The organism is Micromonospora sp. CNZ299 (genome assembly GCF_002754415.1).
The window spans coordinates 598877-619733 of the sequence record NZ_PEFG01000001.1 but is presented as its reverse complement, the minus strand read 5'-3'; the positions used below and the strand labels follow the sequence as shown (position 1 = coordinate 619733).

Annotated in this window: 35 protein-coding genes; 34 read left to right on the top strand and 1 reads right to left on the bottom strand. The window is 68.3% G+C overall.

The window, feature by feature from the left end:
* The first annotated feature begins 315 nt into the window (after positions 1 to 315).
* From rpsJ to truA, 33 genes are all read left to right on the top strand, one after another.
* Positions 316 to 624 carry a 30S ribosomal protein S10 gene (gene rpsJ / locus CLT68_RS02980; RefSeq protein WP_007073037.1) on the top strand — a complete coding sequence of 103 codons (309 nt, stop codon included), beginning with the start codon at positions 316 to 318 and terminating at the stop codon, positions 622 to 624.
* An 11-nt stretch (positions 625 to 635) separates the two neighbouring features.
* Complete coding sequence (rplC, locus tag CLT68_RS02975) at positions 636 to 1301, top strand: 50S ribosomal protein L3 (RefSeq protein WP_099848680.1); 666 nt, start codon at positions 636 to 638, stop codon at positions 1299 to 1301.
* Positions 1298 to 1948, top strand: coding sequence for a 50S ribosomal protein L4 (rplD, locus tag CLT68_RS02970; RefSeq protein ID WP_099848678.1), 651 nt, complete (start codon positions 1298 to 1300; stop codon positions 1946 to 1948). Before rplC ends, rplD begins: the two co-directional genes overlap by 4 nt.
* Positions 1945 to 2247 carry a 50S ribosomal protein L23 gene (gene rplW / locus CLT68_RS02965; protein ID WP_007465304.1) on the top strand — a complete coding sequence of 101 codons (303 nt, stop codon included), beginning with the start codon at positions 1945 to 1947 and terminating at the stop codon, positions 2245 to 2247. Before rplD ends, rplW begins: the two co-directional genes overlap by 4 nt.
* A gap of 12 nt (positions 2248 to 2259) precedes the next feature.
* Entirely contained in the window at positions 2260 to 3099 is an 840-nt protein-coding gene (gene rplB / locus CLT68_RS02960; RefSeq protein ID WP_088950237.1) for a 50S ribosomal protein L2, read from the top strand.
* Between the two features lie 12 nt (positions 3100 to 3111).
* The gene (gene rpsS / locus CLT68_RS02955; RefSeq protein WP_007465299.1) at positions 3112 to 3393 is read left to right on the top strand and encodes a 30S ribosomal protein S19; all 282 of its coding nucleotides are present in this window, start codon (positions 3112 to 3114) and stop codon (positions 3391 to 3393) included.
* Between the two features lie 41 nt (positions 3394 to 3434).
* Positions 3435 to 3893 carry a 50S ribosomal protein L22 gene (rplV, locus tag CLT68_RS02950; RefSeq protein WP_007465297.1) on the top strand — a complete coding sequence of 153 codons (459 nt, stop codon included), beginning with the start codon at positions 3435 to 3437 and terminating at the stop codon, positions 3891 to 3893.
* Positions 3893 to 4780: a 30S ribosomal protein S3 gene (gene rpsC / locus CLT68_RS02945; protein WP_088950236.1), complete on the top strand. Its 888-nt coding sequence runs from the start codon at positions 3893 to 3895 to the stop codon at positions 4778 to 4780. The genes rplV and rpsC overlap by 1 nt, the downstream gene beginning before the upstream one ends.
* A 3-nt stretch (positions 4781 to 4783) precedes the next feature.
* Positions 4784 to 5209, top strand: a complete 426-nt coding sequence (gene rplP, locus CLT68_RS02940; RefSeq protein WP_007465292.1) for a 50S ribosomal protein L16 — start codon at positions 4784 to 4786, stop codon at positions 5207 to 5209.
* A complete protein-coding gene (rpmC, locus tag CLT68_RS02935; RefSeq protein ID WP_007465283.1) occupies positions 5209 to 5445 on the top strand; it encodes a 50S ribosomal protein L29 in 237 nt (78 codons plus the stop codon). The genes rplP and rpmC overlap by 1 nt, the downstream gene beginning before the upstream one ends.
* The gene (gene rpsQ / locus CLT68_RS02930) at positions 5442 to 5720 is read left to right on the top strand and encodes a 30S ribosomal protein S17 (RefSeq protein WP_030489590.1); all 279 of its coding nucleotides are present in this window, start codon (positions 5442 to 5444) and stop codon (positions 5718 to 5720) included. Before rpmC ends, rpsQ begins: the two co-directional genes overlap by 4 nt.
* A 97-nt stretch (positions 5721 to 5817) precedes the next feature.
* The gene (gene rplN / locus CLT68_RS02925; protein WP_007465279.1) at positions 5818 to 6186 is read left to right on the top strand and encodes a 50S ribosomal protein L14; all 369 of its coding nucleotides are present in this window, start codon (positions 5818 to 5820) and stop codon (positions 6184 to 6186) included.
* The gene (gene rplX / locus CLT68_RS02920) at positions 6183 to 6503 is read left to right on the top strand and encodes a 50S ribosomal protein L24 (RefSeq protein ID WP_179781030.1); all 321 of its coding nucleotides are present in this window, start codon (positions 6183 to 6185) and stop codon (positions 6501 to 6503) included. The genes rplN and rplX overlap by 4 nt, the downstream gene beginning before the upstream one ends.
* Complete coding sequence (rplE, locus tag CLT68_RS02915) at positions 6503 to 7069, top strand: 50S ribosomal protein L5 (RefSeq protein ID WP_088950235.1); 567 nt, start codon at positions 6503 to 6505, stop codon at positions 7067 to 7069. The genes rplX and rplE overlap by 1 nt, the downstream gene beginning before the upstream one ends.
* Position 7070: 1 nt before the next feature.
* Entirely contained in the window at positions 7071 to 7256 is a 186-nt protein-coding gene (locus tag CLT68_RS02910; protein ID WP_007465272.1) for a type Z 30S ribosomal protein S14, read from the top strand.
* A gap of 116 nt (positions 7257 to 7372) precedes the next feature.
* Entirely contained in the window at positions 7373 to 7780 is a 408-nt protein-coding gene (rpsH, locus tag CLT68_RS02905; RefSeq protein WP_088950234.1) for a 30S ribosomal protein S8, read from the top strand.
* Positions 7781 to 7796: 16 nt separating this feature from the next.
* Positions 7797 to 8339: a 50S ribosomal protein L6 gene (rplF, locus tag CLT68_RS02900; protein ID WP_088950233.1), complete on the top strand. Its 543-nt coding sequence runs from the start codon at positions 7797 to 7799 to the stop codon at positions 8337 to 8339.
* Positions 8336 to 8725, top strand: a complete 390-nt coding sequence (rplR, locus tag CLT68_RS02895) for a 50S ribosomal protein L18 (protein WP_088950232.1) — start codon at positions 8336 to 8338, stop codon at positions 8723 to 8725. The genes rplF and rplR overlap by 4 nt, the downstream gene beginning before the upstream one ends.
* A gap of 33 nt (positions 8726 to 8758) precedes the next feature.
* Positions 8759 to 9373, top strand: a complete 615-nt coding sequence (gene rpsE / locus CLT68_RS02890; protein WP_088950231.1) for a 30S ribosomal protein S5 — start codon at positions 8759 to 8761, stop codon at positions 9371 to 9373.
* Positions 9373 to 9555 carry a 50S ribosomal protein L30 gene (rpmD, locus tag CLT68_RS02885; protein WP_007465262.1) on the top strand — a complete coding sequence of 61 codons (183 nt, stop codon included), beginning with the start codon at positions 9373 to 9375 and terminating at the stop codon, positions 9553 to 9555. Before rpsE ends, rpmD begins: the two co-directional genes overlap by 1 nt.
* Positions 9555 to 9998 (top strand): 50S ribosomal protein L15, encoded by a 444-nt coding sequence (gene rplO / locus CLT68_RS02880; protein ID WP_030329906.1) that lies wholly within the window; start codon positions 9555 to 9557, stop codon positions 9996 to 9998. The genes rpmD and rplO overlap by 1 nt, the downstream gene beginning before the upstream one ends.
* A gap of 233 nt (positions 9999 to 10231) precedes the next feature.
* Positions 10232 to 11560, top strand: coding sequence for a preprotein translocase subunit SecY (gene secY / locus CLT68_RS02875; RefSeq protein WP_099848676.1), 1329 nt, complete (start codon positions 10232 to 10234; stop codon positions 11558 to 11560).
* Positions 11561 to 12214 carry an adenylate kinase gene (locus CLT68_RS02870; protein ID WP_088950228.1) on the top strand — a complete coding sequence of 218 codons (654 nt, stop codon included), beginning with the start codon at positions 11561 to 11563 and terminating at the stop codon, positions 12212 to 12214.
* A gap of 87 nt (positions 12215 to 12301) precedes the next feature.
* Positions 12302 to 13153 carry a type I methionyl aminopeptidase gene (map, locus tag CLT68_RS02865; protein WP_099848674.1) on the top strand — a complete coding sequence of 284 codons (852 nt, stop codon included), beginning with the start codon at positions 12302 to 12304 and terminating at the stop codon, positions 13151 to 13153.
* Between the two features lie 148 nt (positions 13154 to 13301).
* Positions 13302 to 13847 carry a DUF1707 SHOCT-like domain-containing protein gene (locus tag CLT68_RS02860; RefSeq protein WP_199176974.1) on the top strand — a complete coding sequence of 182 codons (546 nt, stop codon included), beginning with the start codon at positions 13302 to 13304 and terminating at the stop codon, positions 13845 to 13847.
* Between the two features lie 336 nt (positions 13848 to 14183).
* Positions 14184 to 14405: a translation initiation factor IF-1 gene (gene infA / locus CLT68_RS02855; protein WP_007073013.1), complete on the top strand. Its 222-nt coding sequence runs from the start codon at positions 14184 to 14186 to the stop codon at positions 14403 to 14405.
* Positions 14406 to 14496: 91 nt separating this feature from the next.
* On the top strand, positions 14497 to 14610 hold the full coding sequence (gene rpmJ / locus CLT68_RS02850; RefSeq protein ID WP_088952025.1) for a 50S ribosomal protein L36: 114 nt from the start codon (positions 14497 to 14499) through the stop codon (positions 14608 to 14610).
* Positions 14611 to 14877: 267 nt separating this feature from the next.
* Positions 14878 to 15258 carry a 30S ribosomal protein S13 gene (gene rpsM, locus CLT68_RS02845; protein WP_088950226.1) on the top strand — a complete coding sequence of 127 codons (381 nt, stop codon included), beginning with the start codon at positions 14878 to 14880 and terminating at the stop codon, positions 15256 to 15258.
* Positions 15259 to 15347: 89 nt separating this feature from the next.
* Positions 15348 to 15755: a 30S ribosomal protein S11 gene (gene rpsK / locus CLT68_RS02840; RefSeq protein WP_030329919.1), complete on the top strand. Its 408-nt coding sequence runs from the start codon at positions 15348 to 15350 to the stop codon at positions 15753 to 15755.
* Positions 15756 to 15768: 13 nt separating this feature from the next.
* A complete protein-coding gene (rpsD, locus tag CLT68_RS02835) occupies positions 15769 to 16395 on the top strand; it encodes a 30S ribosomal protein S4 (RefSeq protein WP_030489600.1) in 627 nt (208 codons plus the stop codon).
* A 100-nt stretch (positions 16396 to 16495) separates the two neighbouring features.
* Positions 16496 to 17518, top strand: a complete 1023-nt coding sequence (locus tag CLT68_RS02830) for a DNA-directed RNA polymerase subunit alpha (RefSeq protein WP_007465227.1) — start codon at positions 16496 to 16498, stop codon at positions 17516 to 17518.
* A 34-nt stretch (positions 17519 to 17552) separates the two neighbouring features.
* Positions 17553 to 18110 (top strand): 50S ribosomal protein L17, encoded by a 558-nt coding sequence (gene rplQ, locus CLT68_RS02825; protein WP_088950225.1) that lies wholly within the window; start codon positions 17553 to 17555, stop codon positions 18108 to 18110.
* Positions 18111 to 18177: 67 nt separating this feature from the next.
* A complete protein-coding gene (gene truA / locus CLT68_RS02820) occupies positions 18178 to 19008 on the top strand; it encodes a tRNA pseudouridine(38-40) synthase TruA (protein WP_099848672.1) in 831 nt (276 codons plus the stop codon).
* Between the two features lie 18 nt (positions 19009 to 19026).
* On the opposite strand, the gene CLT68_RS02815 is transcribed toward truA, so the two are convergent.
* Positions 19027 to 20109, bottom strand: coding sequence for a hypothetical protein (locus tag CLT68_RS02815; RefSeq protein ID WP_486482059.1), 1083 nt, complete (start codon positions 20107 to 20109; stop codon positions 19027 to 19029).
* A 103-nt stretch (positions 20110 to 20212) separates the two neighbouring features.
* On the opposite strand from CLT68_RS02815, the gene CLT68_RS02810 reads away from it, so the two are divergent.
* Positions 20213 to 20818: a class I SAM-dependent methyltransferase gene (locus CLT68_RS02810; RefSeq protein WP_088950222.1), complete on the top strand. Its 606-nt coding sequence runs from the start codon at positions 20213 to 20215 to the stop codon at positions 20816 to 20818.
* Positions 20819 to 20857: the final 39 nt, after the last annotated feature.

Below are 20857 nucleotides of genomic sequence, written 5' to 3'. Positions count from 1 at the left end.
GCGGCATACTAGTCAGGTTGCGTAACGACAGTTCGTCGCCTGTGTTCGGCTTTCGCTGAACCTCCGGGTGGCGAGGCAGTCGAGCGTGGGGTGGTTGGCGGCCCAGTCGCCAACCACCCTCGCACGGCGTTCAGGTCGCGGTAATGCGATCGGCGCCTTGACCCACCGCGCGGTCAGCACCGCTCCGGAACCACGGGGCGGAGCCCGATCCGAGGGCGCGACACGCCCGACCGCGGGGGTCGGCGAAGTGGGCCTGTACCAGCCGGTACAGGCGCCCGCAACACAGCGGCATCGAGAGAAGGAACAGAAGCCACCATGGCGGGACAGAAGATCCGCATCCGGCTCAAGGCCTATGACCACGAGGTCGTCGACTCCTCGGCTCGGAAGATCGTCGAGACGGTGACGCGCACCGGGGCGCAGGTCGCGGGCCCGGTGCCGCTGCCCACGGAGATCAACCGTTTCTGCGTTATCCGCTCGCCGCACAAGTACAAGGACTCGCGCGAGCACTTCGAGATGCGCACGCACAAGCGGCTGATCGACATCATCGACCCGACCCCGAAGACGGTCGACTCGCTCATGCGCCTCGACCTGCCGGCTGGCGTCGACATCGAGATCAAGCTGTAGGGACCGGACAAATGGACAGGCAAGTCAAGGGGATCCTGGGCGCCAAGCTCGGCATGACCCAGGTCTGGGACAACAACCGTGTTGTTCCCGTGACCGTGGTCGAGGCCGGCCCGTGCGTCATCAGCCAGGTTCGTAGCGCCGAGAAGGACGGTTACTCAGCGGTCCAGCTGGCGTACGGCATCATCGACCCGCGCAAGGTCAAGAAGCCGATCAGCGGCCACTACGCCAAGGCGGACGTGGCGCCGCGCCGGCACATCGTCGAGCTGCGCACCACGGACGCTGGGGAATACTCGCTCGGCCAGGAAGTCACGGTCGAGGAGTTCCCGGCCGGCGTCACCATCGACGTCACCGGCAAGACCAAGGGCAAGGGCTACGCCGGCCCGATGAAGCGGCACGGCTTCCACGGTCTGGGTGCCGGTCACGGTGTCGAGCGCAAGCACCGCTCGCCCGGCTCCATCGGCGCCTGCGCCACTCCGGGTCGTGTCTTCAAGGGCACCCGGATGGCCGGCCGGATGGGTGGCGTGCGGTACACCGTGCAGAACCTCACCGTCCAGGCGGTCGACACCGAGAACAACCTGCTGCTCGTCCGGGGTGCCATTCCTGGTCCCAAGGGCGCGCTGGTTCTGGTCCGGACCGCGGCCAAGAGCAAGGTGAAGAAGGGCGGTGCGGCCAAGTGACCACCGTTGACGTGCGCACCGTCGAAGGCACCACCAGCAGCTCGGTCGAGTTGCCGGCGGACATCTTCGACGTGCAGGCCAACGTCGCGCTGATGCACCAGGTCGTGGTGGCCCAGCTCGCGGCGGCCCGACAGGGCACGCACAAGACCAAGACCCGCGGCGAGGTCGCCGGTGGCGGCAAGAAGCCGTACAAGCAGAAGGGCACCGGTCGCGCCCGCCAGGGCTCGATCCGCGCGCCGCAGTTCGCCGGCGGTGGCGTCGTGCACGGTCCCGTGCCGCGCGACTACAGCCAGCGGACCCCGAAGAAGATGAAGGCCGCCGCTCTGCGGGGTGCCCTCTCCGACCGGGCACGCGCCGGGCAGGTGCACGTCGTCGAGGCGTTCGTCTCGGGCGAGAAGCCGTCGACCAAGGCGGCCCTGGCCACGCTGACCAAGCTCACCGAGGCCCGTCGGGTCCTGGTCGTGCTGAGCAGCACCGACGAACTGAACTGGGTGTCGCTGCGCAACGAGCCGCGGGTGCACCTGATCGAGTCCGGCCAGCTGAACACGTACGACGTGCTGGTGGCCGACGACGTGGTCTTCACCAAGGACGCCCTGGACGAGTTCCTGGGCGTGCCCGCCGAGACCACCGAGGAGGGTGGCAAGTGAGCACCATCGCCGACCCGCGCGACATCATCGTCGCGCCGGTCGTCTCGGAGAAGAGCTACAGCGAGCTGAACCGGAACTGGTACACCTTCCTGGTGCACCCGGACGCGAACAAGACCGAGATCAAGATCGCTATCCAGCAGATCTTCAACGTCCGCGTCCTGACGGTCAACACGCTCAACCGCCAGGGTAAGCGCAAGCGCACCAAGACCGGCTTCGGTCAGCGCAAGGCGACCAAGCGGGCGATCGTGAAGCTGGCTGACGGTGACCGCATCGAGGCCTTCGGCGGCCCGGTCAGCTGAGGGGTGTAGACAATGGCTATCCGTAAGTACAAGCCGACGACGCCGGGCCGACGTGGCTCCAGCGTCGCTGACTTCGCCGAGATCACCCGGTCCACGCCGGAGAAGTCGCTGCTGGCTCCGTTGCCGAAGAAGGGCGGGCGTAACGCCCACGGCCGGATCACCACGCGACACCACGGCGGCGGTCACAAGCGCCAGTACCGTCTGATCGACTTCAAGCGGGTCGACAAGGACGGCGTGCCGGCGAAGGTCGCTCACATCGAGTACGACCCGAACCGCACGGCGCGCATTGCGCTGCTGCACTACGCCGACGGCGAGAAGCGGTACATCATCGCGCCGAAGGACATGAAGCAGGGCGACCGCGTCGAGTCCGGTCCGGGCGCCGACATCAAGCCCGGCAACAACCTGCCGCTGCGCAACATCCCGGTCGGCACCACGATTCACAACGTGGAGCTGCGTCCGGGTGGCGGGGCCAAGCTGGCCCGTTCCGCCGGCGTCGGCATCCAGCTGCTCGGCCGCGAGGGCGCGTACGCGACCCTGCGTATGCCGTCCGGCGAGATCCGGCGGGTGGACGTGCGCTGCCGCGCGAGCGTCGGCGAGATCGGCAACGCCGACCAGTCGAACATCAACTGGGGCAAGGCCGGCCGGATGCGGTGGAAGGGCAAGCGCCCGACCGTCCGTGGTGTCGCCATGAACCCGGTCGACCACCCGCACGGTGGTGGTGAGGGTAAGACCTCCGGTGGTCGCCACCCGGTCAACCCGCAGGGTAAGCCCGAGGGCCGCACCCGCCGTAAGGGCCAGCCGAGTGACCGGCTGATCGTCCGCCGCCGCTACGCCACGCGTAAGCGCGGCTGAGGGAGATAAGACATGCCTCGCAGCCTGAAGAAGGGCCCGTTCGTCGACGACCACCTGCTCAAGAAGGTGGAAGTACAGAACGACAAGGGTTCCAAGAACGTGATCAAGACCTGGTCGCGGCGCTCGACGATCATCCCCGAGATGCTGGGGCACACGATCGCCGTGCACGACGGACGTAAGCACGTCCCGGTGTTCGTGACCGAGGCGATGGTCGGGCACAAGCTCGGCGAGTTCGCGCTGACCCGCACGTTCAAGGGTCACGAGAAGGACGACCGGAAGAGCCGTCGGCGCTGACGCCGCGGGCATACGGATAGAGGGAACAAGGGGTTACAGCGATGCCAGGAAAGGGCGACGCTCCGGTGCTTCCGGGCGCGCGGGCGGTTGCGCGGCACGTGCGCATCTCGCCGATGAAGGCGCGCCGGGTGGTCAACCTCGTCCGCGGCCTGCCCGCGAAGGAGGCGCTAACGGTGCTGCAGTTCGCGCCGCAGGCTGCGAGCGAGCAGGTGTACAAGGTGCTCGCTAGCGCGATCGCCAACGCGGAGAACAACGAGCGGCTGGACCCTGACGCGCTGCTCGTCAGCGAGGCCTTCGTTGACGAGGGCCCGACGATGAAGCGGTTCCAGCCGCGGGCGCAGGGTCGGGCGTACCGAATCCGCAAGCGCACCTGCCACATCACTGTGGCGGTCGAAGCGGTCGCGCCGGCAGCGCCGAGGAAGGCCGCGGCGAAGAAGGCCGCCCCGGCCACGGAGGCCGCACCGGCCGAAGCGCAGAGCAAGACGGAGGACGCCGAGTAATGGGTCAGAAGGTTCACCCCACTGGGTTCCGGCTCGGCATCTCGACCGACTGGAAGTCCCGCTGGTTCGCGGACAAGCTCTACAAGGACTACATCGGCGAGGATGTCAAGATCCGCCGCATGATGTCCAAGGGCCTCGAGCGTGCCGGGATTTCCAAGGTCGACATCGAGCGCACCCGCGACCGGGTTCGCGTCGACATCCACACCGCCCGGCCGGGCATTGTCATCGGCCGTAAGGGTGCGGAGGCCGACCGGATCCGCGGCGAGCTGGAGAAGCTCACCGGCAAGCAGGTTCAGCTGAACATCATCGAGGTGAAGAACCCCGAGTCGGACGCCCAGCTGGTTGCGCAGGGCGTTGCCGAGCAGCTGTCCAGCCGGGTCAGCTTCCGTCGGGCGATGCGCAAGGCCATGCAGTCGGCGATGAAGAACCCGGTCTGCAAGGGCATTCGGGTTCAGGTCTCGGGTCGCCTCGGCGGCGCCGAGATGAGCCGGACCGAGTTCTACCGTGAGGGCCGGGTTCCGCTGCACACGCTGCGGGCCAACATCGAGTACGGCTTCTTCGAGGCCCGTACGACGTTCGGCCGGATCGGTGTCAAGGTCTGGATCTACAAGGGCGACGCCGTTCCGGGCCGGGAGGCTCCGGCCGAGGCCGGTCCGTCCCGCCCGCGTCGTGGTGAGCGTGGCGACCGTCCCGAGCGTCCGCGCCGTGGTCGGTCGGGTTCGTCCGGCACCACGGCTGGTGGCACCGAGGCCGGCCGGGCTGCTGCGACCACCATCGCGCAGCAGGCCGAGACGCCGAGTGGCGAGCCGGTCGACAGCGCAGCTGTCGCCGCAACGGCTACCGCTCCGGCCGCGACTCAGCCGGCAGAAACGCAGCAGGAGGGCTGACAGATGCTGATGCCGCGCAAGCCCCCGAAGGGCTTCCGCAAGCCGCACCACCCGGACCGCAGTGGCGCGTCCAAGGGTGGTAACCGGGTGGTCTTCGGCGAGTTCGGGATCCAGGCTCTCGAGCCGGCGTACGTGACGAACCGGCAGATCGAGTCGGCACGTATCGCGATGACTCGCCACATCAAGCGTGGTGGCAAGGTCTGGATCACGATCTTCCCGGACCAGGCCCTCACCAAGAAGCCTGCCGAGACCCGGATGGGTTCCGGTAAGGGTTCGCCCGAGTGGTGGGTCGCCAACGTCAAGCCGGGGCGGGTTCTCTTCGAGATGTCCTTCCCCAACGAGCAGATCGCGCGAGAGGCCATGCGTCGCGCGATCCACAAGCTCCCGATGAAGTGCCGCATTGTTACGCGCGAAGTGGGTGAATCCTGATGGCAGCGGGCGTTAAGGCGACCGAGCTGCGTGAGCTCTCCGAAGAGGAGCTGGTCACGAAGCTGCGGGAGGCCAAGGCGGAGCTGTTCAACCTCCGCGTGCAGGCCGCAACCGGGCAGCTGGACAACAACCGGCGGCTGCAGGTCATCCGTCGGGAGATTGCCCGGATCTACACGATCATGCGTGAGCGTGAGCTGGGGCTCTCGGCCGCGCCGACTGAGGTGACTGCATCATGACCGAAGAGACCGCCACCGCCGCCGCGCGGTCGCGCCGCAAGGTCCGCGAGGGCCTGGTGATCAGCGACAAGATGGACAAGACCGTCGTGGTCGAGGTCGAGGACCGGGTTCGGCACGCGCTGTACGGCAAGATCATGCGCCGTACGGCCAAGTTGAAGGTGCACGACGAGCAGAACGCCGCTGGCACCGGCGACCGGGTTCTCATCATGGAGACCCGGCCGCTGAGCGCCACCAAGCGTTGGCGGATCGTGGAGATCCTGGAAAAGGCCAAGTAGCGAAGGCTCGAGCCCGGCGTTGCGTCGGGCGTAGGTTCCGCCAGGCTCCGGCCGGCCGCTACGGCGGCCGGAGAACCGGCAGACATAGGAGATAGACGTGATTCAGCAGGAGTCGCGACTGCGCGTCGCCGACAACACGGGTGCTCGGGAGATCCTTTGCATCCGGGTTCTCGGTGGCTCGGGTCGGCGCTACGCGAGCATCGGCGACGTCATCGTGGCCACGGTCAAGGACGCGATCCCGGGTGCCGGTGTGAAGAAGGGCGACGTCGTCAAGGCGGTCGTCGTTCGCACCGCCAAGGAGAGGCGTCGGCCGGACGGCTCGTACATCCGCTTCGACGAGAACGCCGCCGTCATCATCAAGGACGGCGGGGACCCGCGTGGTACCCGCATCTTCGGCCCGGTGGGCCGGGAGCTGCGGGACAAGCGGTTCATGAAGATTATCTCCCTCGCGCCGGAGGTGTTGTGACCGTGAAGGTCAAGAAGGGCGACACGGTCGTCATCATCGCCGGCAAGGACAAGGGTGCCAAGGGCAAGGTCATCGCGGCCTACCCGCGGCAGGACAAGGTCCTGGTCGAGGGCGTGAACCGGGTCAAGAAGCACACCCGTATCAGCACCACCCAGCGTGGCGCCAAGACCGGCGGCATCGTCACTCAGGAGGCCCCGATCCACGTCTCGAACGTGCAGGTCCTGGACTCCGACGGCAAGCCGACCCGCGTCGGTTACCGGATCGACGACAACGGCCAGAAGGTCCGCATCGCGCGTAGCACCGGTAAGGACCTGTGATGACCACGGCTACCGAAAAGACCCTGCCGCGCCTCAAGGAGCGGTACCGCAACGAGATCGTGGCCCAGCTGCGTGAGCAGCACAGCTACGGCAACCCCATGCAGGTGCCGCGGCTGGTCAAGGTCGTCGTCAACATGGGTGTCGGCGAGGCTGCTCGCGACGCCAAGCTGATCGACGGCGCGGTCCGCGACCTCGCCACGATCACCGGCCAGAAGCCGCAGGTGCGGCGGGCGACCAAGTCCATCGCGCAGTTCAAGCTCCGCGAGGGCATGCCGATCGGCGCGAAGGTCACCCTTCGTGGCGACCGGATGTGGGAGTTCCTGGACCGGCTGCTCTCCATCGCGCTGCCGCGTATCCGCGACTTCCGCGGCCTGGACGGGCGCAAGCTGGACGGGCACGGCAACTACACGTTCGGTCTGACCGAGCAGTCGGTGTTCCACGAGATCGACCAGGACCGGATCGATCGCCAGCGGGGCATGGACATCACGGTGGTCACGACCGCCACGACCGACGACGAGGGCCGGGCGCTGCTCAAGCTCCTGGGCTTCCCGTTCAAGGAGAACTGAGATGGCCAAGAAGGCGCTGATCATCAAGGCGGCCGCGAAGCCGAAGTTCTCGGTTCGCGCGTACACCCGCTGCCAGCGGTGCGGGCGTCCGAAGGCGGTCTACCGCAAGTTCGGGCTCTGCCGGGTCTGCATCCGGGAGATGGCTCACCGTGGTGAGCTGCCGGGCGTGTCCAAGGCTTCCTGGTAAGGGCGACCGCGTCCCGGCCGTCGGCCGGGAACTCCTGCACCGATTAGGTATTGCTCTTCGCCGTAGGCCCGGGGCTGATGCCCGGGGAACCCCGGCGAGAAAGGCTGACGAAATCCATGACGATGACCGACCCGATCGCAGACATGCTCACGCGTCTGCGTAACGCCAACCAGGCGTACCACGATCAGGTGAAGATGCCCTACTCCAAGATCAAGGCGAACATCGCCGAGGTCCTGAAGGCCGAGGGTTACATCGCTGCCTGGTCGGTCGAGGAGCCCGAAGAGGGCGCCGTCGGCAAGCGACTGGTCGTCGAGCTGAAGTACGGCCAGAGCCGCGAGCGGAGCCTGGCCGGCATCAAGCGCGTGTCCAAGCCCGGTCTCCGGGTGTACGCCAAGTCGGACGGGCTCCCGCGGGTGCTCGGTGGGCTGGGCGTGGCGATCATTTCGACGTCCCAGGGACTGCTGACCGACCGGCAGGCCCGCAAGCGGAGTGTTGGCGGGGAAGTCCTCGCCTTCGTCTGGTAACGGGAGACTGGTAGAAATGTCGCGAATTGGACGTAAGTCGATCCCGGTGCCAGCCGGCGTCGACATCACGATCGACGGGCAGACCGTCAAGGTCAAGGGCCCCAAGGGCCAGCTTGAGCACACCCTCGCCGAGCCGATCACGGTCGAGCGGGCCGAGGATGGGCAGCTGAGCGTCAACCGGCCGAACGACGAGCGCAAGGCCAAGGAACTCCACGGCCTGAGCCGTACGCTGGTCGCCAACATGATCGTCGGTGTCACCGAGGGCTACCGCAAGAGCCTGGAGATCGCCGGCACCGGTTACCGGGTCACCGCCAAGGGTTCGGACCTCGAGTTCGCGCTCGGGTTCTCGCACCCGGTGGTCGTCCCCGCCCCGGCGGGCATCACCTTCACGGTGGAGCGGCCGACCCTGTTCCACGTGGCTGGCATCGACAAGCAGCAGGTCGGTGAGGTCGCCGCCAACATCCGGAAGATCCGCCCGCCGGAGCCCTACAAGGGCAAGGGCGTGAAGTACCAGGGCGAGGTCATCCGCCGCAAGGCTGGAAAGGCAGGTAAGAAGTGAGCGCCACGCTGCTCAAGCGCCGCCGCGGCGTTGCCGCCAAGCGCGCCGTCGGGCGTGCGCGTCGGCACTTCCGCGTCCGCAAGAACGTCAGTGGTACGGCCGAGCGTCCGCGCCTGGTCGTCACCCGCTCGCTGCGGCACATGGTTGCCCAGGTCGTCGACGACACCAAGGGTCACACCCTGGCGTCGGCGTCGAGCCTGGACGCCTCGCTGCGTGGTACGGAGGGCGACAAGAGCGCCCTGGCTGGCAAGGTGGGCGCGCTGCTCGCCGAGCGGGCCAAGGCCGCCGGCGTCTCCAAGGTCGTCTTCGACCGCGGTGGCAACCGGTACGCGGGGCGAGTCGCCGCGCTTGCCGACGCCGCCCGCGAAGCCGGGCTCGAGTTCTAACAACCCCGTCACGAGAGATAAGGAAGGCTGCTGATGCCAGGTCAACAGCGCCGTGGCGGCGGGTCCGGTGGCAACGAGGGTGGTCGCCGCGACAACCGCCGTGAGGGCGGCCGCGGAAACGCGCCCGTCGAGAAGACCCCGCACCTTGAGCGGGTCGTCGCGATCAACCGCGTCGCCAAGGTCGTGAAGGGTGGTCGTCGCTTCAGCTTCACCGCCCTGGTGATCGTGGGCGACGGCGACGGCACGGTCGGCGTGGGCTACGGAAAGGCCAAGGAGGTGCCCGCGGCCATCGCCAAGGGTGTCGAGGAGGCCAAGAAGCACTTCTTCAAGGTTCCGCGGATCGGCCAGTCGATCCCGCACCCGATCACGGGTGAGGACGCCGCTGGCGTCGTGCTGCTCAAGCCGGCCTCGGCCGGTACGGGTGTCATCGCCGGTGGTCCGGTGCGCGCCGTGCTGGAGTGCGCCGGGATCCACGACGTGCTCTCGAAGAGCCTCGGCTCGTCGAACCCGATCAACATCGTGCACGCCACCGTGGCGGCCCTGAAGGGGCTTGAGTCCCCCGAGCAGGTCGCGGCGCGTCGTGGTCTGCCGGTGGAGGACGTCGCGCCGGCAGCCATGCTGGCGTCGCGTGCGGGGGTGGCTCGCTGATGGCACGTCTGAAGGTCACCCAGCTCCGGTCCGGTATCGGGACCAAGCACAACCAGCGTGAGTCGCTGCGTTCGCTCGGTCTCAAGCGGATCAACGACGTGGTGGTCAAGGAGGACCGGCCCGAGATCCGCGGCATGATCTTCACTGTGAGCCACCTCGTGAAGGTCGAGGAGGTCGAGTAATGACGATCAAGGTTCACCACCTGCGCCCGGCGCCCGGTTCCAAGACTGCGAAGACCCGTGTGGGTCGCGGTGAGGGTTCCAAGGGCAAGACCGCTGGTCGCGGCACCAAGGGTTCCAAGGCCCGTAAGAACATCTCGGCGGCGTTCGAGGGTGGGCAGATGCCCATCCACATGCGCCTTCCGAAGATGAAGGGCTTCAAGAACAAGTTCAAGGTCGTCTTCCAGGTGGTCAACCTGGACCGGCTCGCTGAGCTGTTCCCGAATGGTGGTCAGGTCGGCCCGCTGGAGCTCGTCGAGTCCGGCGCGGTCCGCAAGGGTCACCCGGTCAAGGTCCTCGGCACCGGGGATCTCGGCGGTGTGGCGCTCCAGGTGTCTGCGCACGCGTTCAGTGCGTCGGCCAAGGAGAAGATCGCTGCTGCCGGTGGCTCCGTCACCGAGCTGTAAGGCGTACAACCCATGGCGCCCGTCCAGTTGTGAGCAACTGGCGGGCGCCATGGTCTGCCTGGGGCCTGAGCGCCCGGTAATATCGGAATCGATTTATGTAGTCGGGCGCATCTGCCCGGACCGGGGTGGGGCTGTTAGAGTCCCATCCCAGCCATGGATTGCGGGCGCTCGCCCGTGATCCACCCCGACCCGCCAGGGATCACCGGCGGCCCGCCTCGCGCAGGAGGAAGAAGTTGCTGTCCGCCTTTCTCAGTGCGTTCCGTACGCCTGACCTGCGCAAGAAGCTGCTGTTCACAGTAGGCATCATTGCGGTCTACCGGCTGGGCGCGACGCTCCCCAGCCCGGGCGTCTCGTACGGCAACGTGCAGAAGTGCCTCGACACCATCCAGGGTGACACCACCGGGGTGGTGAACCTGCTCAACCTCTTCTCCGGCGGAGCGCTGCTACAGCTCTCGGTCTTCGCGCTGGGCATCATGCCCTACATCACCGCGTCGATCATCCTGCAGCTGCTGACCGTCGTGATCCCGCGTCTGGAGCAGCTCCGCAAGGAGGGCCAGGCCGGTCAGGCGAAGATCACGCAGTACACGCGCTACCTGACCCTCGGCCTCGGTGTGCTGCAGGCCTCGGCGTTCGTGGCCCTGGCCCGCTCGGGGCAGCTGTTCCAGAACCGCTGCGACCAGTTCCCGATCATCCCCACCGGCACCGGCATCCCGGACTGGCTGACCCTGACCATCCTGGTGATGACGATGACCGCCGGCACCGGCATGGTCATGTGGCTCGGTGAGCTGATCACCGACCGGGGCGTCGGCAACGGCATGTCCGTCCTGATCTTCACCTCGATCGCGGCGCGGCTGCCCAGCGAGGGCTGGAACATCAAGACCAGCCAGGGCTGGGGGAAGTTCGCCCTGGTCATCGCGCTGGTCCTGGTGGTCATCACTGCGGTCACCTTCATCGAGCAGGCGCAGCGCCGCATCCCGGTGCAGTACGCCAAGCGGATGATCGGCCGGCGGATGTACGGCGGCACCTCGACCTACATCCCGTTGAAGGTCAACCAGGCGGGTGTCATCCCGGTCATCTTCGGCTCGTCGCTGCTCTACCTGCCGCAGCTGGCCCTGCAGTTCTTCGACCAGACCGACCCGGGCAAGACCCAGTCGTGGATCCAGAACAACCTGGTCAACCCGAGCAGCCCGATCTACATCGCGGTCTACTTCCTGCTGATCATCTTCTTCACGTACTTCTACGTCTCGATCACGTTCAACCCGACCGAGGTCGCGGACAACATGAAGAAGTACGGCGGGTTCGTGCCGGGCATCCGCCCGGGCAAGCCGACCGCCGACTACCTGGACTTCATCCTCAGTCGGATCACCCTGCCGGGCGCGCTCTACCTGGGCGTCATCTCGATCCTGCCGAACTTCTTCTTCATCTGGCTGGACAACCAGCAGTACCAGAACTTCCCGTTCGGCGGCACCGCTGTGCTCATCATGGTCGGCGTCGGTCTGGAGACCGTGAAGCAGATCGAGAGCCAACTCATGCAGCGGAACTACGAAGGGTTCCTGCGGTAGATGAGACTCGTTCTGGTTGGCCCGCCGGGGGCGGGCAAGGGCACACAGGCCGAGTTCATCGCCGCGCACCTCTCGGTGCCGAAGATCTCGACTGGAGACATCTTCCGGTCGAACGTCACCCAGGGCACGCCGCTCGGGGTCGAGGCGAAGCGCTACATGGACGCGGGCGAGCTGGTTCCGGACGAGGTCACCATCAACATGGTCCGGGACCGGCTGGCCGAGCCCGACGCCAGCGAGGGTTTCCTTCTCGACGGTTTCCCGCGGACCACTCCGCAGGCGGCCGCTCTGGACAAGCTCCTCGCTGACCTGGGCACCGCGCTCGATCTGGTCCTGGAGCTGGTGGTCGACGACGACGAGGTGATCCGGCGGCTCTCCGGCCGGCGCACCTGCCGGGGTTGCGGCAAGATCTGGCACGTCGAGTTCGACGCCACGACCCGGCCCGGCATCTGTGACCGGTGCGGCGCCGAGCTGTTCCAGCGCGACGACGACAAGCCGGAGACGATCGCGACCCGGCTCCGCGAATACAGCGAGAAGACCGCACCCCTGGTCGACTACTACGGCGCTCAGGGCAAGCTGGTCGGGATCGACGCCACCGGCCCGGTGGAGGACGTGACCACCCGGGCCATCGACGCCCTGCGGTCGTACGGCGGCTGAGGTCCGGCCGGGCCACGGCGGATAGAGTGCGAACAGCGGGGTACGCGTTATGTGCCCCGCTGTTCGGCAACGAAAGGTAATCGCTCCATGCGTCGTCCCCAGCTGGACATCCAGCTGAAGACCCCTGACCAGATCGAGAAGATGCGGGCCGCCGGGCTGGTGGTCGCCGAGGCGCTCCGCCGGATGCGGGAGGCTGTCGCCCCCGGCGTGAGCACCGCCGATCTGGATGCCATCGCCGAGTCGACCATCCGCGAGGCGGGTGGCGTTCCGTCGTTCAAGGGCTACCACGGTTTCCCGGCGTCGATCTGTTCCTCGGTCAACGAGCAGATCGTGCATGCCATCCCGTCGCCGAAGCAGGTGCTCCAGGCCGGTGACCTGATCTCGATCGACTGCGGTGCGGTCCTGGACGGGTGGCACGGCGACTCTGCGATCACCGTCGGGGTCGGCGAGGTCGACCCGGCTCTGCTGAAGATGGCCGCGGTGGCCGAGGACGCGATGTGGGCCGGCATCGCCGCCGCCGCCCGCGGTGCGGCCAGCGGCAAGGGCCGACTCACCGACATCTCGCACGCGGTGGAGACCGCCGTCCGCAAGGGTGGCCGGTACGGCATCGTCGACGGCTATGGCGGGCACGGCATCGGCACCGAGATGCACCAGGACCCGCACGTGCTCAACCACGGTCGGCCGGGCAAGGGTCCACGCCTGGTCCCCGGCATGGCGTTGGCCATCGAGCCGATGATCACGATGGCGTCCCCGCGTACTGTCGAGTTGTCCGACGGCTGGACGGTGGTGACCCGCGACGGCTCGGTGGCGGCGCACGTCGAGCATTCGATGGCTCTGCTGCCGGACGGGGTCTGGGTGCTGACCGCGTTCGACGGCGGCCGGGCCCGCCTGGGCGACCTGGTGACCGCCCGTCAGCCCGCCGCCTCCAAAACCCCCTGAAGCCCTCACCCCCAGGGCCTCCACACCCGGCACCGCCCGTGATCATGAAGTTGTGGTCACGACACGCCGGCGTCGGTGGCGATAACCTCATGATCGACCGAGCCCTGGGGTGGGGCGTGACTGGCGTGACGGTGGCATGCTTGCCGGCATGGACGGTCGCGACGGGATGCGAGCCTCGGACTCGGACCGGACGGCGGTGGCCGACCGGTTGCGGGTCGCCCTCAACGAGGGCCGGCTGGATCTGCACGAGTATGACGAGCGGTTGCAGCGGGCCTACGCCGCGCGCACGTACGCCGAGTTGGACGGGCTGCTGACCGACCTGCCGCCGGTTGCGCCGGTGGAGCGTTCGGCGCTGTCGCCGCTCACCCCGGCTGCCCCGCCGAGTGTCGGTGACCAGCCTGCGCCGGTGGCGCGCGGCGTCACGGCCCGCTGGCTGGCCGAGGTGTGGCTGCCGTACCTGAAGGTGATCGCCATCGTGGTGACCATCTGGGCGGTGACGTCGCTGCTCAGTCAGGACCTGCTCTACTTCTGGCCGGCCTGGGTGGCGGGGCCGTGGGGCGCGGTGCTGGCGGTCCAGACGGTCACCGGGCTGGCCGGGGGAGAGCCAAGGCGCCAAGCGGTCAAGCGACAGCGCAAACGGGCAAAGCGCAAACCCCCCACCACCGACCCAGAAAATCCCCCACCACCAACCTGACCCCCAACCCCAACCAACCCCCAGGCCCACCCCCGCCCGTCGATCATGAGGTTATCGCGGCCGTTCCCGGCGTGTCGCGACGCTAACTTCATGATCAACGGGGCTGGGGATGGGGCCTGGGGGTGGGGGACGGGGGTGGGTGGGTGGCCGGTTTGGCGTGCGACTGCAGGCCGGCGTACACTTTCAGATCGGCGCACAGCGTCCACTCCGGCATGCCCACCCTGCGCTTCGGTGGGACCTGGAGCCGCGGCTGGCGCGGTCTTCTGATTCTGATCAGATTTCCGTGTAAGACGTTGTGGGCCGCCCGGAGCAATCGACGTCAGGACAGCGGAGGACATGCCGAAAAAAGACGGAGCCATTGAGATCGAGGGTCGGGTCATCGAGCCCCTGCCGAACGCCATGTTCCGGGTGGAGCTCGCGAACGGCCACAAGGTGTTGGCTCACATCAGCGGCAAGATGCGGCAGCACTACATCCGCATCCTTCCGGAGGACCGGGTCGTCGTCGAACTCTCGCCGTACGACCTGACCCGCGGGCGCATCGTCTACCGCTACAAGTAGTCCTGACGACGACCGGGAAGTCCCGTGTCCGTCTTCGACGTCTGGTGTCGTGCAACGCGCGTCCCCGGGCCAGATGGGAAGTAAGGCAACCGTGAAGGTCAAGCCGAGCGTCAAGAGGATCTGCCAGAAGTGCCGGGTTATCCGCCGGCACGGCCGGGTCATGGTCATCTGCAGCGACCCGCGCCACAAGCAGCGCCAGGGCTGACTCAGCCCGTCCGGCCGTAACACCGGCCGGGTGGCGTTGGTCCAGGCGGATCCTCAGCGACACACACATCACACATGCTCGTCCCAGCCACGAGCGGTACGCGAGACGTACTCCTGCGTGGCTGACCCCCGGTCGGAGGCCGGGGCCCGCTCGGGCAGCGACCGTTCCCGGTCGCCGGCGCTCACCGCGTCGGAAGGACGGGACAGTCGGTAGCGGGATGGGACGGGTCCACACCTCCGCCACACATCACGAGGAGTACGCCCGCACATGGCACGTCTAGTCGGCGTGGATCTCCCCCGCGAGAAGCGGATGGAAATCGCGCTCACCTACATCTTCGGGCTCGGTCGCACCCGTGCCCAGGAGACACTCGCCGCTACCGGCATCTCGCCGGACAAGCGCGCTCGGGACCTCACGGACGAGGAGCTCGTGCAGCTCCGCGACCACATCGAGGGCAACTACAAGGTTGAAGGCGACCTGCGCCGCGAGGTCGCCGCTGACATCCGCCGCAAGGTTGAGATCGGCTGCTACGCCGGCATCCGGCACCGCCGGGGTCTGCCCGTGCGTGGCCAGCGGACCAAGACCAATGCACGGACCCGCAAGGGCCCGAAGCGGACCGTCGCCGGCAAGAAGAAGCCCGGCAAGAAGTAGATTTTGACCGGAATTCGGGTCGATGTCGGGTCCAGGAAGACCGGCCCGCCCGGCCCAATCCGGAAAGTCAACTAGGAGCGCACAGACTTATGCCACCGAAGGCTCGTGCCGGAGCCGCTGTCAAGAAGGTCCGGCGCAAGGAACGCAAGAACGTCGCCCACGGGCAGGCGCACATCAAGAGCACGTTCAACAACACCATCGTGTCCATCACGGACCCGACCGGTGCGGTCATCTCCTGGGCCTCCGCTGGCCAGGTGGGCTTCAAGGGCTCCCGCAAGTCGACTCCGTTCGCCGCGCAGCTGGCCGCCGAGGCTGCCGCGCGTCGCGCCATGGAGCACGGCATGCGCAAGGTCGACGTGTTCGTCAAGGGCCCCGGCTCCGGCCGGGAAACCGCCATCCGTTCGCTGCAGGCCGTGGGCCTCGAGGTCGGGCAGATCGCCGACGTCACCCCGCAGCCGCACAACGGGTGCCGTCCGCCGAAGCGTCGCCGGGTCTGAGAGGTAGAGAGAGATGGCTCGTTACACCGGTGCAGACTGCCGCCGTTGCCGGCGGGAGAAGATGAAGCTGTTCCTCAAGGGCAGCAAGTGCGATGGTCCGAAGTGCCCGTTCGAGTCCCGGCCGTTCCCGCCCGGGCAGCACGGCCGCGGCCGCACGAAGGAGACGGAGTACCTGCTCCAGCTCCGCGAGAAGCAGAAGGCCCGTCGTGTCTACGGCGTGCTGGAGAAGCAGTTCCGCGGTTACTACGAGGAAGCCGTTGGCAAGCAGGCCAAGACCGGTGAGGTCCTCCTGCAGATCCTCGAGTCGCGGCTGGACAACGTCGTTTACCGGGCCGGCTACGCCCACTCGCGGGACATGGCCCGCCAGCTGGTCAAGCACGGTCACTTCACGGTGAACGGCAAGAAGGTCGACATCCCGTCGTACCGCGTCAAGGAGCACGACATCATCGAGGTTCGGGGCAAGAGCAAGGAGCTCACCCCGTTCATCGTCGCGCAGGCTCAGGCCGGCTCGAAGACGGTTCCGGCGTGGCTTGAGGCCATCCCGAGCCAGATGAAGGTGCTCGTGCACTCCCTCCCGGCCCGGCAGGTCATCGACACGCAGGTCCAGGAACAGCTGATCGTCGAGCTCTACTCCAAGTAGTTCGAGCTCGTTCGGTGGCCCGCCCTCCCGGGGGCGGGCCACCGGAACAGTTTGTGTCGTGGGCGTCATATAGCGGGCGCCCCGGAAGAGAAGAGAAAAGATGCTCATCAGCCAGCGACCCTCCCTGTCCGAGGAGTCGATCAACGAGACCCGGTCCCGGTTCGCCATCGAGCCGCTGGAGCCGGGCTTCGGCTACACCCTGGGCAACTCGCTGCGGCGCACGCTGCTGTCGTCGATCCCGGGCGCGGCCGTCACCTCGATCAAGATCGACGGCGTGCTGCACGAGTTCACCACGATCCCCGGTGTCAAGGAGGACGTGGTCGAGCTCGTCATGAACATCAAGGAGCTGTGCGTCAGCTCCGAGCACGACGAGCCGGTCAGCATGTACCTGCGCAAGCAGGGCCCGGGCGACGTGACCGCGGGGGACATCCAGCCGCCGGCCGGCGTCTCGGTGCACAACCCGGATCTCAAGCTCGCCACCCTCAACGGCAAGGGCCGGCTCGACATGGAGCTGACCGTCGAGCGGGGCCGGGGCTACGTGACGGCGGCGCAGAACAAGCAGTCCGGCGCCGAGATCGGCCGCATCCCGGTCGACTCGATCTACTCGCCGGTGCTGAAGGTGACCTACCGCGTCGAGGCGACCCGTGTCGAGCAGCGCACCGACTTCGACCGGCTGATCATCGACGTCGAGACCAAGCCGTCGATGGGTCCGCGTACCGCGCTGGCCTCCGCCGGTTCGACGCTGGTCGAGCTGTTCGGGCTGGCCCGGGAGCTGGACGAGACCGCCGAGGGCATCGACATCGGGCCGTCCCCGCAGGACGCCCAGCTGGCGGCGGACCTCGCACTGCCGATCGAGGAGCTGGACCTCACCGTCCGCTCCTACAACTGCCTCAAGCGCGAGGGCATCAACTCCGTTGGTGAGCTCATCGGGCGTACCGAGGCCGACCTCCTCGACATCCGCAACTTCGGGCAGAAGTCGATCGACGAGGTCAAGATGAAGCTCGCCGGGATGGGTCTCGGGCTGAAGGACTCGGCTCCGAACTTCGACCCGGCGCACGTCGTGGACACCTTCGGCGAGGCCGACTACGACACCGACGACTACCGCGAGACCGAGCAGCTCTAGTCCGCGCTGCCGCCACAACTGAGGAGCACCAAAAATGCCCACGCCCACCAAGGGCCCCCGCCTCGGCGGCAGCCCCTCGCACGAGCGGCTGATGCTCGCCAACCTGGCGACCGCGCTGTTCCAGCACGGCAAGATCCAGACCACCGAGACGAAGGCTCGCCGGCTGCGTCCGCTGGCCGAGCAGCTCATCACCAAGGCCAAGCGCGGTGACCTCGCCTCGCGGCGGCGGGTGCTGGGTGTCGTCAAGGACAAGGACGTGGTCTACGCCCTGTTCGACCAGATCGCGCCCCGGTACTCCAACCGCCCCGGCGGTTACACCCGGATCGTGAAGACCGGTCCGCGCAAGGGTGACAACGCGCCGATGGCCATCATCGAGCTGGTGGAGGAGCTTCAGGTCGCCGAGCCGAAGGCGAACAAGAAGACCGCCGCCCGCAAGGCCGCGCAGCAGGACAAGGTCGAGGCGCTCGCCCCGGCCGACGAGACCCCGAAGTCGGCTCCGGCCGACCAGGACTCCGAGGCGCCGGTGTCGGCGTCCGGTGACACCGACGCCGCCCGTGAGGACAGCGACGAGGCCACCGAGAACAAGGCCTGATCAAGGGCAACGTCGGGCCCGGCACCCCATCGGGGTGTCGGGCCCGACCCATGACAGGAGGTACGAGGTGGACGAGCGGATCCGGCTGCGGCTGGACGTCTCGTACGACGGCACGGGCTTCTCCGGCTGGGCCGCCCAGCCGACCCGGCGCACCGTCGCGGGGGTGCTGGTCGAGACCCTGGACCTCGTCCTCGGCGCCGGTACGGCCACCGGGCTGACGGTGGCCGGGCGGACCGACGCGGGAGTGCACGCCACCGGGCAGGTGTGCCACCTGGACCTGCCCGTCGACGTGTGGCGGGAGCACGACGGGCGGCTGCTGCGTCGGCTGGCCCGCCTGCTCCCCACCGACGTACGGGTGCGGGCGATGACCGAGGTGCCGTCCGACTTCGACGCCCGGTTCTCGGCCACCTTCCGGCGCTACGAGTACCGGGTCACCGACGCGCCCTTCGGCGCGGAGCCGCTGCGGCGGCACGAGGTGCTGGCCTGGCCCAAGCCCCTGGACCTGGCCGCGCTGAACGCCGCGGCGAGCGGTCTGGTCGGTGAGCACGACTTCGCCGCGTACTGCCGGCGCAAGGAGAACGCGACCACACTGCGCGAGGTGACCCGGCTGGACTGGCGTCGCGACCCGGACGGCATCCTGGTGGCCACCGTGCAGGCCGACGCGTTCTGCCAGGCGATGGTGCGCAGCCTGGTGGGGGCGATGCTGGTGGCGGGCGACGGCCGCCGCCCGGTCGAGTGGCCGGGCAGCCTGCTCACCAGTGAGGTTCGCTCCAGTGAGGTGACAGTGGCCCCGGCGCGCGGGTTGACCCTCGTCGCGGTCGGCTACCCGGCCGACCCGGCCGACTACGCCCGCCGTGCCGACCTCACCCGCCGGCTGCGGGTCCCGGTCGAGGGCTGACCGTCGACGGCGTGCCGGTCAGTTGCCCGGCAGTTCGCCGTCGTCGGTGCTGCCACCCTGGGTTCCGCTGCTGCCGGTCGGCGCCGCCGTCGGCTGTCCGGCGCTGCCACCGTCGGCCCGCTGTTGCAACACCCCCCGGCTGAGGTGCAGCTCGATCATGTCGAACAGGATCTCGCCGACCTTGGCGTCTCCCGCCTTGATCGCAGCGCCGTCCTTCTGGACCACCAGCGCGTACGCCAGGTAGTGGCCCCGGACCTGCCAGCCCACCCGCGCCGGGGCGCTGGCCAGCACGTCGGTGCCGTCGCCCTCGCCGGCGGTGAGGCCACGGAACCGGCCCTGCCGTTCGTCGAGCAGCGGCCGGATCCGGTCCCGGGCCCGTTCCGCACTGACCTTGTCGGTGAGGTTGAACAGGCCGGCGGTGACCAGGTGGTCCCCGTCGGGTGTCCGCAGCGTGGCCCGGACGATCTGGTTGCAGCCGAGTCGGACCAGCAGGTCGGCGACCTCGCCGGTGGCGGCGACGGCACAGCTGGCGCTGGACTGGGTCTTGAGGACCTGGTAGCTCGGCTGGCCGTCGTTGAGCTTCAACTCCTTGCCGGGGAAGAGTTCCTTGGCGGTGAGCGGGGCCTGGTCGGTGTCCCGGGAGTCCAGGGTGAGCCTTTGCGCCGCGGCGGACGTCGGGGCGGCGTTCGGCTGGAACGTCGGGGTGGCCTGCGGTTGCTGGTCGCGGTTGTCGAGCAGCGCGGCGGCGCCCAGGCCGCAGAGGGCGAGCAGCACCAGGACGGCTGCGCCGCCGATCAGCACCTGCCAGAGTCGGCCGCCGCCGCGTCGGGCTGATGGCTCTATCGGCGACGCCGAGCTGTAGACGTGGCCACGGGGCGTGGCGGGCGGCGTCTCGGCACGAGACGGCCGTGGCGGTGGCGGCGGCGGTGGCGACGACGACGGCAGCGAGAGCTGGTTCGCTCGCGGCAGCGACGGCGTGGGGAAGCGGGACGGAGAGGGCCCGGCGGGCGGGGGCGGACCGGCGCCGAGCACCGACAGGTCGGACCCGGGCTCCGGGTACTCCTCGAAAGCGTCCTCATCGGACTCGTACCGATACACCATGTCGCCCAGAGTAAGAGCCATTGTCCCTTTTGGGGATAATATCCAGGAATTGTGTGCGTAGGCCGTGTCGTGGCCGGCCCGGGCCGGTGCGAGAATTGCCGGCGTGACCGGCGACCACTACTTCACCGCGCAGCCTGCCAGCGACGCCCCGGCGCGCGAGATCGAGTTCTCCGTCGCCGACCGCGACTACCGGCTCGCCTCGGCCGGCGGGGTCTTCTCCGCCAGCCGGCTCGACCCGGGCACCGCAGTGCTGCTGCGCAAAGCCGAGCTGCCCGCAGCCGACACCAGCGGCGACCTGCTCGACCTGGGCTGCGGGTTCGGGCCGATCAGCTGCGTGCTGGCCGACCTCGCGCCCGCGAGCACCGTCTGGGCCGTCGACGTCAACGCCCGCGCCCGCGAGCTGACCGCCGCCAACGCGGTCCGGATCGGCGCTGGCGACCGGGTCCGGGTCAGCGCGCCGGACGACGTGCCGGCGGACGTCTCGTTCGCCCAGATCTGGTCCAACCCTCCCATTCGGATCGGTAAGGACGGGCTGCACGACCTGCTGCTGCGGTGGCTGCCCCGGCTCGCGCCGGACGGCGTCGGCTGGCTGGTCGTCGCCCGGCACCTCGGCGGCGACTCGCTGCAACGCTGGCTCACCGAGCAGAGCTGGCAGGTGGAGCGGCACGCCAGCCAGAAGGGCTTCCGGGTGCTGCGAGTCACCCGGTAATTGGATATACCCTCCGCCCCTCGCTGGGGCAGGATCCCC